Origin of the sequence: Candidatus Anaeroferrophillus wilburensis (genome assembly GCA_016934315.1) — a bacterium.
GTDB lineage: Bacteria > Desulfobacterota > Anaeroferrophillalia > Anaeroferrophillales > Anaeroferrophillaceae > Anaeroferrophillus > Anaeroferrophillus wilburensis.
Map to the genome: position 1 here is coordinate 1 of JAFGSY010000027.1, position 12,904 is coordinate 12,904.

Here is a 12,904-nt window from a genome sequence, read left to right on the forward strand (position 1 = left end):
CTAACATTAAATATTAAAAAGAATCTATTTTTTTAAAAATCAGTATGGTAAAACAATATTCCTGTCAAGGATAAAGTATATTTTGTACAATGGATGTATTTCGCTAAGTAACTGACTATATGCTTAATACAAGATGCTGTGTGGAAAATGAAAATTAATTGGTGGAATATCCGTAGGTTGTTGTTCTATAATATAGTGCTATTAACGATAATATGTAGAATATAGTTATCTATTATTACAAATTATGGAAATGGTTATGAAAAATTTCAGCAGCTATCTGCAGAATCAGAAAGCGGTTCCGGAATATAAAGTTAAATTCTATCTTTCATGGGTACAGCAGCTGTATCATTTTTCCGGCAGCGACTACGGTTCGGAGTTGCAGACTTCACAGGTGGCTTCTTATCTGAAAATGTTGGCCCGGAGCAAGGAGGACTGGCAGGTTAAACAGGCTCAAGAGGCTATTAAGCTTTTTCAGTTTTTTCTGCGTCAGCAGAGCCGGGAGGATGCTGAACCGCATGCTGAACGCGAACAGAAATGGAATGAGGCTTTTGTTGCTGCGGTTACCATGCTGCGCCTTAAACACCGGTCATTGAGTACTGAAAGAACCTATCTGGGTTGGTTGAAGCAGTTTCGTGCTTTCTTTGCATCCCAGACACCTGAGCAGATCACCGGCCTGCAGGTGAGGGATTTTCTCAGCTACCTGGCGGTTGAGCGCCGGGTAGCTCCATCGACCCAGAATCAGGCGCTCAATGCCATCGTCTTTTTTTTTCGCCACGTTCTTGAGCGGGATCTTGATGGTCTGGGTGAAGCGGTCAGGGCCCATCCGCGGCGTCGTTTGCCGGTCGTGCTTTCCAAACGGGAAGTGTCGGACCTTTTTGAGCAGATGACGGGGACTGGGCTGCTGATGTCCAGACTGATTTATGGCTGTGGTCTGCGGCTGAAGGAATGCCTCTGCCTGCGGATCAAGGATATTGATTTCGATCGCTCTTGCCTGACGGTCAGGGCGGGAAAAGGGGATAAGGACCGGCAGACGGTTCTGCCTGAAAGCCTGAAGTATGATCTGCAGCAGCAGCTGGACAAGGTTGCGTCCGTTTATAAGGAGGATCGTCGCAATGAGGTTGCCGGCGTTTACCTGCCTGGAGCCCTGGAGAAAAAGTATCCCGGCGCTGGCAGGGAGTGGGGCTGGCAGTGGGTTTTTCCGGCCAATGCGCTGTCCATAGATCCGCGCAGCAGCGTGATCCGCCGCCATCACCTCCATCCCAACACCCTGCAGAAGCAGGTGAAACAGGCGGCGCTTGCTGCCGGTCTGGCAAAAAATGTTTCCGTTCATACCCTGCGTCACAGTTTTGCCACCCATCTGCTGGAAAACGGTTATGACATCCGTACTATCCAGGAGCTGCTGGGCCACCAGAGCGTCCAGACGACGATGATCTACACCCACGTGGCCCAAAAAAACCGACTGGGGGTCAGAAGCCCCCTGGATGAATAACACGGTTGCCGGTTGGTTTTTTCTCTCCTTGATTGTTCTCTGCTGATTTTTCCGCAAAAAAATCATACCGATTACTTGACTTCTTCAGATTACTGGTTATAAAAAATGAAGATTAATTCACTTTTTATAACAGGCGGTTGTCAAGGAGGATAGAGTGAAGGAAAAGCGGGCTGCCCGGCGGCAGGAGTATCAGGACCGCCAGCGGCAGGAGATTCTTGATGAGGCCCTGGAGCTGTTTTCGGAGCGCGGTTACCACAATGTTTCCATGCAGGAGATTGCCGCCGAGGCGGAGTTTGCCGTCGGCACGCTGTACAAGCTTTTCGCCAACAAGGAGGAGCTGTACCGGGCCATCCTTTTTGACCTCAGCGAGATTTTTGCCGATGCCCTGGGGCAGGCGCTGGAAGAGGGTGATGGAGAGGTTGAGCGGATCACCAGTTACCTGCGGGTGGCCGGCGAGGTGTTCATGGCCAACAGCCGGGCCATCCGGCTCTATTTTGCCGAAACCAGGGGGGCGAGTTTCAATATCCGGGCCGGGCTGGATGATGAGCTCATCGGCCGCTATGACGAAATCCTCGGCTGGCTGGCGGAAGTCTTTGCCACCGGCATTGGCAAAGGGGTTTTTCGACCCCTCGATCCCCACATCCTGGCCCGCTCCCTGGACAGCCTGGCCTGCACTTTCCTGGTGGCCTGGCTCGATGATCCTGAAAGGTATCCCTATGAGCAGAGCATTGCCATGATCCAGGAGATTTTCTTCCGGGGGGTCATGGCCGTCAAGCCGGTGCCGCCGGCCGCGGAAAGGAGCAGCTCATGAAACCTCACTGGGTGTCTGTCTTGCTGATTGTTTGTTTGCTGTGGCCACCTGCCATCTGGGGACAGGATGGAGAGCCTGCCGGGGTTTTGACCCTGGAGCAGGCCATTGACGAGGCGCTTGCCAATCATCCCCTGATCGAGGCGGCGCTGGAGATGCGCCTGGAGGCGGAGGCTGGCGGCAAAAGTGCCGCTGCCGACCTGCTGCCGAAAATTTCCACCTCCTATTCCTACAACCGCCTGCACAATGAACCCTATGCCACCTTCGGTCCCGGGAGCTTCATCATCAGCGACGATGATGTTTTCACCTGGGATGTGACGGCGGTGCAGCCGCTGTTTACCGGCTTTGCCCTGACCACCCGCAAAAAAATTGCCGGTCTGGAGTCCGCTGGCCGGGAGGTGGAGCGGCAGCAGGTGATGCTGGAGGTGGTGCAAAATGTCAAAGTGGCCTATGCCCGCATTCTGCTGGCCAGGCGCCAGCTGGCGGTGGCCGGCCAGGAGGTGGAGAATCTGAGTGCCCATCTCCGGGATGCCGGCTATCTGTATGATCAGGGAATGATTGCCTATAACGACCTGCTCCAGTCCCAGGTAGCCCTGGCCCAGGCGCAGCAGCAGCAAGTCAGGACCAGGCAGCAGCTGGAGGTGGCGAAAGCTGCGCTCAATGTGCTGCTGAACCGTGATATCGGCGCCGACCATGCGATTCTCGATCTTGCTGTTGAGCCGGCAGTCTCCGACCAGCTCGATCAACTGATCGCCGAAGCGGTCGCTCAGCGGCCGGAACTGCGCTATCTTGAAGTCAAGGCGCAGCAGGCGGAGCTGGCGGTCAAACTGGCTCGCAGCAGCTATTATCCCACCGTCTCCCTGGTGGGCCGCTACGAACAGTCAGGGCATAATGCCGCTGCCAGTGAGAATGACTACCGCAACAGCGATACGGCCAGCATCGGTGTCCAGGCCGACTGGCAGTTGTTTGAATGGGGTAAAAGGCCGGCTGAAGTGCGCCGCAAGCTGCACGCCCTCAATGCTTTGCGGAAGAATGTTGAGGAGGCGGCAAACCGGGTCAGCCTGGAGGTGAAGACCGCCTACAGCGCTCTCCAGGTGACGGTGGAAAATGTCAAGACCGCCGAAGCAGCATTGGAACAGGCCCGGGAGCATTACCGGATCACCACCCTGCAGTATCAGCAGCAGGTTGCCACCTCGACGGCGGTTCTTGATGCCAGCACCTTTCTGAGTCGGGCGGAAAACAACTATTACGGTGCCCTGTATGGTTATCTGATTTCTTGGGCGGAGCTGGAGCGGGCGGTGGGCAGAAATGTTGATATCCGGGTGAAGCATAGTGATGGCGAGCAGGAGGAGGGGCAGCATGGCTAGCAGCAAAAATGGCAAAGGCCGGATGATGACTGTGGTGGTGTTGCTTGTTTTGGCTGGTTTTCTGCTGTTTGCCTTCTATAATGTTCATCGGAGCCGGCAGGAGAAGCCGCAGACGGCGGCGGTTGCCGCCCCGATTCCGGTGTCGACGATCAGGGCGGCAAGGGGTCCCCTTGACTGGGTGGTGGCCACCAGCGGCGACCTGCAGTCACTGGAGGATGTCTATGTTTTCCCCAAATTCAGCGGGAAGATGATTGAAAAGATCCTGGTGGAAAAGGGCGATCGGGTAAAGCGCGGCCAGCTGCTGGTGATCTTGGATGAGGAGATGGTCAATGCCCAGGTGAAGCGGGCGGTGGCGGCCGTTGATGTGGCTGCCAGTCAGGTGGCAATGCTGGAAAAGGATTACCAGCGCCTTGCCTTTCTCTATGAACACAAGGCGGCTCCCAAGCAGCAGCTTGACCGGGTTGAGGCCCAGCATGATGCGGCCCAGGCCGGTCTCCGGGAAGCCCGGGCGGCACTTGATGAGCTGACCATTGTGGCTGGTGACCACCGGATTCGGGCGGCCATCGACGGCCTGGTGGCCGACCGCTATGTTGATGCCGGCAACCTTGCCGATCGGACGAAGCCATTGCTTCGGCTTGCCAATGATACCACCCTGAAGGTGAAGATTGCGGTGCCGGAAATCGATTATCCCCATGTGCGCCTGGGGATGAGCGGCGAATTCAGCGTTGATGCCTATCCCCGCCGGCGATTCAATGGTACGGTGGCCACCATCACCCCCACCCTGGACCCGGCCACCCGAACGGCCGGGGTTGAACTGCAGCTGCCCAACGATAATCTGGAATTGCGGGCCGGCATGTTCGCCCATGTTATCCTGCGCCTGGGACGCAAGGAGGCGCTGCTCATTCCCCGGGATACGCTCAACCGGCTGCCGGGCAGCGGCAGCTACTATGTGTTTGTGGTGGAGGAGGGCAAGGCCCGGCTGCGCAATATCAGCGTCGGCCTGAAACAGGGCAACCGGGTGGCGGTGACCGCCGGCCTGGAGGACGGGGAGCTGGTGGTCATCAAAGGGCAGAACCGGCTGCAGGATGGTGCCGCCGTCAATCTGGTGGAAACGCTTGCTGTAGAGGATGTCCGGCAATGAAACTGCCTGAATTTTCCGTCAAACAGCCGGTGGCAACCATGATGCTCTTTCTTGCCATCGTGATCATTGGCGTTTTTTCGTTGTTTCGCCTCAATATCGACATGTTTCCCGACATCAGCCCGCCGGTGGTTTCCATCCTCACCACCTGGCCGGGGGCCAGCGCCGCCGATGTGGAAACCGAGGTGACCAAGGCCATCGAGGATGAGGTGAATGCGGCCAGCAACCTGGACACCCTGACCTCCAAATCGCTTGACAATCTGTCGGTGGTGATCTGCAAGTTCGACTGGGGCACCAGCCTTGATGAGGCCACCAATGATATCCGCGACAAGCTGGAGCTGGCCAAACGGGCGCTGCCCGATGACGTTGAACTGCCGATGCTCTACCGGTTTAGCAGCGCGACGGCGCCGGTCATGTTTATCACCATCAGCGGCGACCAGAGCTGGCCGCGGCTGTTTCGCCTGGTGGACAAGGGGATCGGTGACGAGCTGCGGCGGGTGCCGGGGGTGGGGGCCATCCAGCTCTACGGCGGCCAGCGGCGGCGGATCAACGTCTACTTTGACCTCAAAAAGATTGAAGCCTATCACCTGACGCTTGCCGGGATCAATGAGGTGCTGGCCAGCGAGAATCTCAACATTCCTTCCGGCAATATCAAATCCGGAATGCAGGAGTATTTTCTCCGGGTTCCCGGTCGCTTCCGCGAGATGGAGGAGATCGGCGCCACGATTGTCGGCTACCATCGCGGCCGGCCGGTTTACCTGCATGACGTGGCCCGGGTTGAGGATGACTTCAAACCCATGGAGCTGAACGGCTGGGGCGACGGCAAGCCGGCCATCGTTATGCTGCTGCAGAAACAGACCGGCAGGAATACGGTCGAAGTCATCCAGCGGGTTGAGAAGAAGCTGGATGCCATGAAGGCCTGGCTGCCAAGTGACGTGCAGATCAACATCGTCCTCAATAATGCTGAAGATATTCTTACGTCGATCAGGAACCTGCGGGAAACCCTGATGTGGGGGATTGCCCTGGTGGTGCTGGTGACCCTGCTGTTTCTCCGCCAGTTTCGTGCCTCCCTGATCATTGCCCTGGCGATTCCCGGTTCGCTGATCATCTCCTTCATCTTCCTCTACCTTTTCGACTACACCATCAATCTGACTTCGCTCATGGCCCTGGCCATCGGTGCCGGCATGGTGGTGGACAACGGGGTGGTGGTGCTGGAAAACATCATCCGCCATCAGGAGCAGGGGGAAGAGCTGGGGCGGGCGGCCATGGCCGGCGCCGGCGAAATGGGGCTGGCGATTACCGCTTCAACCATGACCACGGTGGTGGTCTTCGTGCCGCTGATGTTTCTCGAGGGCCTGGCGGGCATTATCTTCAAGCAGCTTGGTTTTGTCATTATCATTACCCTGCTGGCCTCGCTGTTTACCGCCCTCAGCCTGACTCCCATGCTGTCGTCACGGTGGATACGGCAGGCGGACGACACCAATGGCGGCGGCATCCTGCGCGTTTTCCACCGTTGGAGCGAGAAGGGATTCCTTGTGCTGGAGCGGAGTTATGGGGTGCTGCTGGGCTGGGCGCTGGGCCGGCGGAAAACGGTTTTCCTGTTGGCAGTGGCGGTTTTTGTCAGCAGTCTGTCGCTGATTCCCTTTCTTTCCACCTCTTTTATGCCGGCGGTGGATTCCGGCTCCCTGTCCATCGATCTGCGGCTGGCGGAGGGAACCCGCATCGAGGAGACCAACCAGGCGATCGTCGACATCTTCAGCGACATCGACGGGATTCTGCTGCCCGGTGAGCTGCGCCATTCCTACGCCTTTGACGGCCATACGGAGACCGGCAAAGGGGTGGCCCTGGGTTTTGATGAGGGCACCAACGTCGGCCAGGTGGGGCTCAAACTGGTGGATCGGGATCAGCGCCGGCGGAGCGTCAAAGAGGTGGCCATGCTGGTCCGTCAGCGGATTGAGAGGCTGCCCGGGATTACCAAACTGAAAGTAACCGACCGTGATCCGGTGAGTGCTATTCTGATGGGTAATGTGAAGCCGGTTGCCCTGGAGATCCAGGGCAGCAACATCGACGAGGTGGTTGCCTTTGCCAGGCGGGTGGCGGTGCGGTTTGCGGCTATTCCGGGGTTGGTGGACATCTCCATCAGCCAGAAGGACCCGCGGCCGGAGCTGTGGATCAACATTGATCGGGAGAAGGCTGCCGCCCTGGGGCTGCGGGTGGCCAGTATTGCGATGCCGCTGAGGAACTATTTTTATGGCCGGGAAGCGACCCGCTACCGGGATGCCGGTGACAGCTTCGCCATTTTTACCCGGCTGGCCAGCGGTGACAAGGATAATCTCGAAACCCTGCTCAATGTGCCGTTAACATCGGTTGACGGCCGGACGATTCGCCTGCGCAATGTGGTGGCGGTGGCCGAGGGCAGCGGCCCGATTGAGATCGAACGGAAGAACCGGCAGAAAATTGTCAGGGTTGAAGCGGATCTTTTTCAGCGGTCCCTGGGAGCGGCGACTGCTGACATCAAAAAGGTCCTGGGCGGGATGGATATCCCCCTCGGGATCTCCACCGGCTTCGGTGGTGATATCGAGGAGCAGAAGAAAGCTTTTGCCGATTTGACCTTGCTGCTGGTGTTGGGCATTGTTTTGGTCTACATGGTTATGGCTTCATTGTTCGGCAACCTGCGCGACCCCTTTATCGTCATGTTTTCGGTGCCTTTTGCCTTTACCGGGGTACTCTATGCCTTCTACCTCACGAATACCACCCTGGGAATCATCTCTTTTATGGGGGTGGTAATGCTGATGGGCATCGTGGTCAATAATGCCATCGTGTTGCTCGACTATATTCACCAGCTGAAACGCCGGGGTACCGCCACCTATGCTGCCGTTGTCGAGGCCGGGCGCAGTCGCCTGCGGCCGGTGCTGATGACCACCCTGACCACCTTTTTCGGCATGCTGCCGATGGCGGTTTCCCATAAAGTGGGGGCCGAGGTCTGGAATCCCCTGGGGATCACCATGCTGGGCGGCCTGGCGGTGTCAACCCTGGTGACCCTGGTGCTGATTCCCACTGTCTACTACCAGCTGGAAAGCCGCCGGGAGCAGTGAACAGAAAAGAGATCTTTTCAGCGGCTGGGCAATGGCAGGCTTCATACGCAGCTTGCCGGGAATACAGGAAAATTCTTGAATAAACGGAACAACTTGCTATAGTTGAGATTATAACTTCAGCCGTTTCGGTATTACCTCAGCCAGACAACAGAAAAAGGAGAGACGTGTCATGCGAGTATTAAACTTATGGTATTCCTCCACCGGCAACACGACGCTGGTGGCCGAACGAATCAACCAGGCCGTCCGTGATGCCGGCCATGCCCTTGATGTTGTCCGCGTCGATAAAGCAACCACCGTCGATCTGCTCGCCTATGATCTGGTGCTTGCCGGCTCGGGCGTCTATGCCTGGCTGCCGGGCAAGCCCCTGCAGGACCTTTTTGAGCAGTTGCGGCGCAGCTATGCGGCGGCCGGAGCAATCAAGCCGGCTTCGCCGAAGCTGGCCGGCAAACACGCGGTGATCTACTGCACCTATGGCGGCGTCCATACCGGCATCAACGAGGCGGTGCCGGCAGTCAAATACATGGGCCAGCTTTTTGATCATCTTGGTTTCCACATCCTTGCCGAGTGGTATGTCGTCGGTGCCTACCGGCCGGAAAAAATGCAGGCCATGTCCCATGACGGCCGGCTTGGGGATATCAGCGACCGGCCCAACGACAAGGACCTGCGGGAGATTGAAGAAGGGGTCAAAGGCATTCTCCGGGTTTGAGCCATCCCTTTTTGGATCATCTCTTTCTGGGCGCCAACATGCCCCTTCTTATCTTCCGGAAACGTGCTGTTTTCTTCACTGTAATGAGGAGGCAAATCCATGGACAGACAATATGACACCGCCCTGCGACCTTACATGCACAAGCGCCTTGAGGAGATCCAGGAAGCCGATATCCTGGTGGGGATTCCCTGCTTCAATAATGAAGATACCATCACCCATGTGGCGCGGATGGTGTCCCAGGGCATTTTCCAGTACTATCCCCATCACCGGGCGGTAATCATGATCGCCGACGGCGGTTCCACCGACGATTCCCGGGACCGCATCACGGAGTTGCAGCTCAAACCCTGGCAGGAGAAGCTGGTTACCATCTATCGGGGAATCGGCGGCAAGGGGACGGCCCTGCGCGCGGTGTTCGAGGCCGCCCACACCCTCAATGTGAAGGTGTGTGCCTGCGTCGATTCGGACCTCAGGAGCATCAATCCCGACTGGGTGAAATACCTGCTTGATCCGGTGCTGGAAAAGGGGTTTGAATTTGTGGCGCCCATCTACTCGCGCTATAAATATGATGGTACGATCACCAACAACATCGTTTATAACCTGGTACGTTCTTTGTATGGCAAGCGGATCCGTCAGCCCATCGGCGGCGATTTTGCCTTCTCCAGCGGGCTGGCTAAACACTATCTGGAGCAGGATGTCTGGGGCAGTGATATTGCCCGTTTCGGCATCGATGTCTGGATGACCACCAATGCCCTGATGCAGGGGGCCAAAGTATGCCAGGCCAACCTGGGAGTGAAAATCCACGACGCCAAGGACCCGGCCGCGGCTTTGGGGCCCATGTTTCGTCAGGTTTGCGGTACCTTGTTCGCCCTCATGGGAGAGCATGAAAAGTTCTGGATGGGGATTGACCATAGCGACCCGGTACCGGTCTTCGGGATGGAAGGTTTCCTCGAACCGCAGCCGGTGAAGGTCAATCAGCCGCGCATGGTCAGGGAATTCAAAGAGGGCATGCGCCTGTTCGCGCCCCTCTGGAAAGGGTTGTTCTCCGCGGAGGTGTTCGGCGAACTGGAGAAGGCGGCCAGGTTGGAAGCGGACCAGTTTGCTTTTCCGGTGGAAGTCTGGGCCAAGCTGGTGTATGAACTGGCGGCCAAGTATCATCATCTGGAGCAGCATCGCATGAAGATGCTGTCGGTGATGACCCCGTTATATCTGGCCCGGGTGGCCTCGTTCATCAACCGGACCAGGGAGATGGATTCACTGGCTTCCGAGCAGGTGGTGGAGGAGCAGGCCCGGGTGTTCGAGGACCAGAAACCCTATCTGCGCCAGATTTGGAACAATGGGGAGCACCCCGGGGAACTTGAAAAAGCTCTGGCTGCGGAGGATTAGAATCGCGGCAGGATTCCTGAAGCGTTTATCCGGAAAAGAGTTTTCTCCTTGACAAAAGGGGAAGTGATAGTGTTGTATGATAATTCACACTAAAATACTTTGATAATTGCTTGGGAACAAGAACATGACTGAGAAGAACACCAATTTTTCCTGTGTGCAGTGCAGCGCCGTCTGGGGCAAACAGGGCAAGACCAACTGCTGGAGCAGTTCCGCGGAAGAGGCACCGGTAAAGCCAAAGAACTGTCCGTCCAGGGATTACCTGGATGTCATTAACGAGTGCTTCGAACTCTACCGGGACAATAGCGAGGATGCCAAGCTGGCCCAGGTGGCTGCCAGAGTGGAAGGCATGTGCTACCAGCCGATTCCCGGCAGTGAGGCAGTCAATCCCCGTTGGACCAGGGTTGAAGATACCATTGCCCTGGCCAAGCTCATGGGCTACCAGAAAATCGGCATTGCCACCTGTCTTGGTCTGCTGGAGGAGAGCAACCAGCTGGTGAAGATTCTCAAAGCCCAGGGCTTTGACGTGGTGAGCCTGTGCTGCAAGGCCGGCAGCATCGACAAACTGGAATTGGGCCTCACGGAAGACGAAAAGGTGCGGCCCCATACCTTTGAGCCGGCCTGCAACCCGGTGGCTCAGGCCAAGCTGCTGAACCGGGCAGAAACCGATATGAATATCATCGTCGGCCTTTGCGTCGGCCACGACATGCTTTTTTCCAAGTATTCAGAGGCGCCGGTTACCACCCTGGTGGTCAAGGATCGGGTCACCGGCCACAATCCGGCCAGCGTTCTCTACGGGCAGAATTTTTACTACAAACGGCTCCAGAGCCAGCCCCTCCAGATTCCCGAATGAGTGATCTTCCATTGACCGTCCTGCGTCGGCTGGCCGCTCACCTGGGAGCCAGCGATGTGGCATTGCTGAATGCTGCCGATATTGTGGTCGAAGACCGGCTGGCTGCCCTCTGTCGTGAGCCTGGCTGTGAATGGTACGGCCAGTCATGCAGCTGCCCGCCGCATGTCGGCGGCCCGGCCGTTTTCAGGAAACTTCTGGAGATCTATCCCCAGGCCCTGGCGTTTCGCATCGATGCCCCGAAAGAGGTCCTTTTCTCCGCTGATCGGCGGGAAGTCTTTCATCTGCTGCACACCATTGCCGCAGATCTTGAAGCGGCCGCTGAAAAAGAGGGATTCAGCCGTGCGGCAGCGTTTGCCGGCGGGTCCTGCAAGGATATCTTCTGCACTGATCAGAGTGATTGTCGGGTGCTGGCCATCGGCGGCTCCTGCCGCCACCCGGAAGCCGCACGGCCATCCCTTTCCGGGTTTGGCGTCAATGTGTCACACCTGCTGCAGACTGCCGAATGGGAAGACGCCTCCGCAACCGGTGCTTTGCCGGATGAGGCGGATAACACCATGCCGCTGGTTGGCCTGGTGCTGCTGGGGTAGTGGAAATCCGGGCGGCAGGCAGCGCCAGCCGCTTCAGCTTTTTGCTAGGCGATCATGTACTGGTCGGTTCTCAGGAGGACCAGGGTGCAGGCCCTGACCACCCTGATGCCTGCGTCGGTCAGCTGCGCTTCGATATGGTCATCTTCGGTGCCTGGATTGAGGATTACCCTGGCCGGTTTTTTCGCGATGATCTCCGGGACGATTTTTTGCAGAATTGTCGGGTTGACGTAGACGGTTACCGTATCGATGGTTTCATCAATGGAGCTGACGTCAGGCCGGCAGGGGATGCCATCCACCGTTTCGACCCGGTGACTGACCGGGATGACCTTATGGCCATACTCAGCAAGCATGTTCTGAGCCTTGTAGGCGTATCTTTCTTTTTTATCGCTGGCTCCCAAGAGGGCTACCGTTTCCATCGTATCCTCCTCCATTTCCTTATTAGCTGTTTGACCTGAACCGCAAAAACCTTGACCGTTGATAATAATTGAGTACTATACTATACTTTTATTGGAAAAGTGATTATTTTCTAATGAGAGGTGCTTAGCATGAAGAGGATGAAATGGGCTATAGTTTTTTTGCTGATGCTGTTGTTCATTGGTGGGTGCGGCGAGCGGGAAAAGAGCGAGGAAACGGTGGAAAGCACCAAGCCGACGCTGCAGATCGGCCTGCTTCCCGAGCAGAATATCTTCAGCCAGAAAAAACGCTATGAGCCGCTGGCTGCCTATATTTCCCGGCAGGCAGGAGTGACCGTGAATCTTAAAATTCTTTCCCGTTATGGCAACATTATTGATAATTTCATCTCTGGTGACCTGGATGGTGCTTTTTTCGGTAGTTTTACCGGTGCCCTGGCAATCAGAAAGCTGGGGGTGGAGCCCCTCGCCAGGCCCGAATACAACGATGGCACCTCCACCTATTACGGCATGATTTTTACCCGCAAGGACAGCGGCATCCAATCAGCTCGTGATATGAAAGGAAAACGGTTTGCTTTCGTGGATATGGTAACCACCGCCGGCTGGCTCCTGCCCTTGCACTATTTTCAGGAACATGGCATTGACGATTATCGCTCTTGGTTCGGAGAAACCTATTTTGCCGGTACCCATGAAGATGCCATCTACGATGTGCTTAACGGCAAGGCTGATGTGGGGGCGGCAAAAAACCAGGTTTTTTATCGATTGGCCCGGAAAAACCCGGCCCTGACCGAGGAATTGACCATCCTGATGACCTCGCCTGAGGTGCCGGCAAATGGTCTGGCGGTGCGACACGATCTTGATGAAACACTGAAGAAAAGGCTTAAAGATGTCCTGATCCATATGGACCTCAGCGAAGAAGGTAAACGTGTTCTGCAAAGCCTGGGGGTGCAGCGGTTCATTGAAACCACGGTGCAGGACTATCAGCCGGTTTTTGATTTTGCCAATCATATCGGCCTCGACCTGTCGACCTATGATTACCTTAATCAGTGAATGGATTAGGTGCCGTTTCGT

The 12,904-nt window shown here is 56.4% G+C and carries 11 protein-coding genes; 10 read left to right on the top strand and 1 reads right to left on the bottom strand.

Annotation, left to right across the window (positions count from 1 at the left end; all coding sequences use genetic code 11):
• Positions 1 to 256: 256 nt before the first annotated feature.
• The 9 genes from JXO50_06515 (at position 257) to JXO50_06555 (ending at position 11,423) form a co-directional block, all read left to right on the top strand.
• The gene (locus tag JXO50_06515; protein ID MBN2332742.1) at positions 257 to 1,489 is read left to right on the top strand and encodes an integron integrase; all 1,233 of its coding nucleotides are present in this window, start codon (positions 257 to 259) and stop codon (positions 1,487 to 1,489) included.
• 154 nt (positions 1,490 to 1,643) lie between these two features.
• Positions 1,644 to 2,300 carry a TetR/AcrR family transcriptional regulator gene (locus JXO50_06520; GenBank protein MBN2332743.1) on the top strand — a complete coding sequence of 219 codons (657 nt, stop codon included), beginning with the start codon at positions 1,644 to 1,646 and terminating at the stop codon, positions 2,298 to 2,300.
• Positions 2,297 to 3,664 carry a TolC family protein gene (locus tag JXO50_06525; protein MBN2332744.1) on the top strand — a complete coding sequence of 456 codons (1,368 nt, stop codon included), beginning with the start codon at positions 2,297 to 2,299 and terminating at the stop codon, positions 3,662 to 3,664. The genes JXO50_06520 and JXO50_06525 overlap by 4 nt, the downstream gene beginning before the upstream one ends.
• Positions 3,657 to 4,805, top strand: coding sequence for an efflux RND transporter periplasmic adaptor subunit (locus tag JXO50_06530; protein MBN2332745.1), 1,149 nt, complete (start codon positions 3,657 to 3,659; stop codon positions 4,803 to 4,805). The genes JXO50_06525 and JXO50_06530 overlap by 8 nt, the downstream gene beginning before the upstream one ends.
• A complete protein-coding gene (locus JXO50_06535) occupies positions 4,802 to 7,897 on the top strand; it encodes an efflux RND transporter permease subunit (protein MBN2332746.1) in 3,096 nt (1,031 codons plus the stop codon). Before JXO50_06530 ends, JXO50_06535 begins: the two co-directional genes overlap by 4 nt.
• 169 nt (positions 7,898 to 8,066) lie before the next feature.
• Complete coding sequence (locus tag JXO50_06540; GenBank protein MBN2332747.1) at positions 8,067 to 8,603, top strand: flavodoxin; 537 nt, start codon at positions 8,067 to 8,069, stop codon at positions 8,601 to 8,603.
• Positions 8,604 to 8,702: 99 nt separating this feature from the next.
• Positions 8,703 to 9,986 (top strand): glycosyltransferase, encoded by a 1,284-nt coding sequence (locus JXO50_06545; GenBank protein ID MBN2332748.1) that lies wholly within the window; start codon positions 8,703 to 8,705, stop codon positions 9,984 to 9,986.
• 124 nt (positions 9,987 to 10,110) lie between these two features.
• A complete protein-coding gene (locus tag JXO50_06550) occupies positions 10,111 to 10,836 on the top strand; it encodes a DUF1847 domain-containing protein (protein MBN2332749.1) in 726 nt (241 codons plus the stop codon).
• Positions 10,833 to 11,423, top strand: coding sequence for a DUF2284 domain-containing protein (locus JXO50_06555; GenBank protein MBN2332750.1), 591 nt, complete (start codon positions 10,833 to 10,835; stop codon positions 11,421 to 11,423). Before JXO50_06550 ends, JXO50_06555 begins: the two co-directional genes overlap by 4 nt.
• Before the next feature lie 44 nt (positions 11,424 to 11,467).
• On the opposite strand, the gene JXO50_06560 is transcribed toward JXO50_06555, so the two are convergent.
• A complete protein-coding gene (locus JXO50_06560) occupies positions 11,468 to 11,839 on the bottom strand; it encodes a CoA-binding protein (GenBank protein ID MBN2332751.1) in 372 nt (123 codons plus the stop codon).
• Positions 11,840 to 11,968: 129 nt separating this feature from the next.
• Between JXO50_06560 and JXO50_06565 the strand changes: the two genes are divergently transcribed.
• Entirely contained in the window at positions 11,969 to 12,883 is a 915-nt protein-coding gene (locus JXO50_06565; protein MBN2332752.1) for a phosphate/phosphite/phosphonate ABC transporter substrate-binding protein, read from the top strand.
• Positions 12,884 to 12,904: the final 21 nt, after the last annotated feature.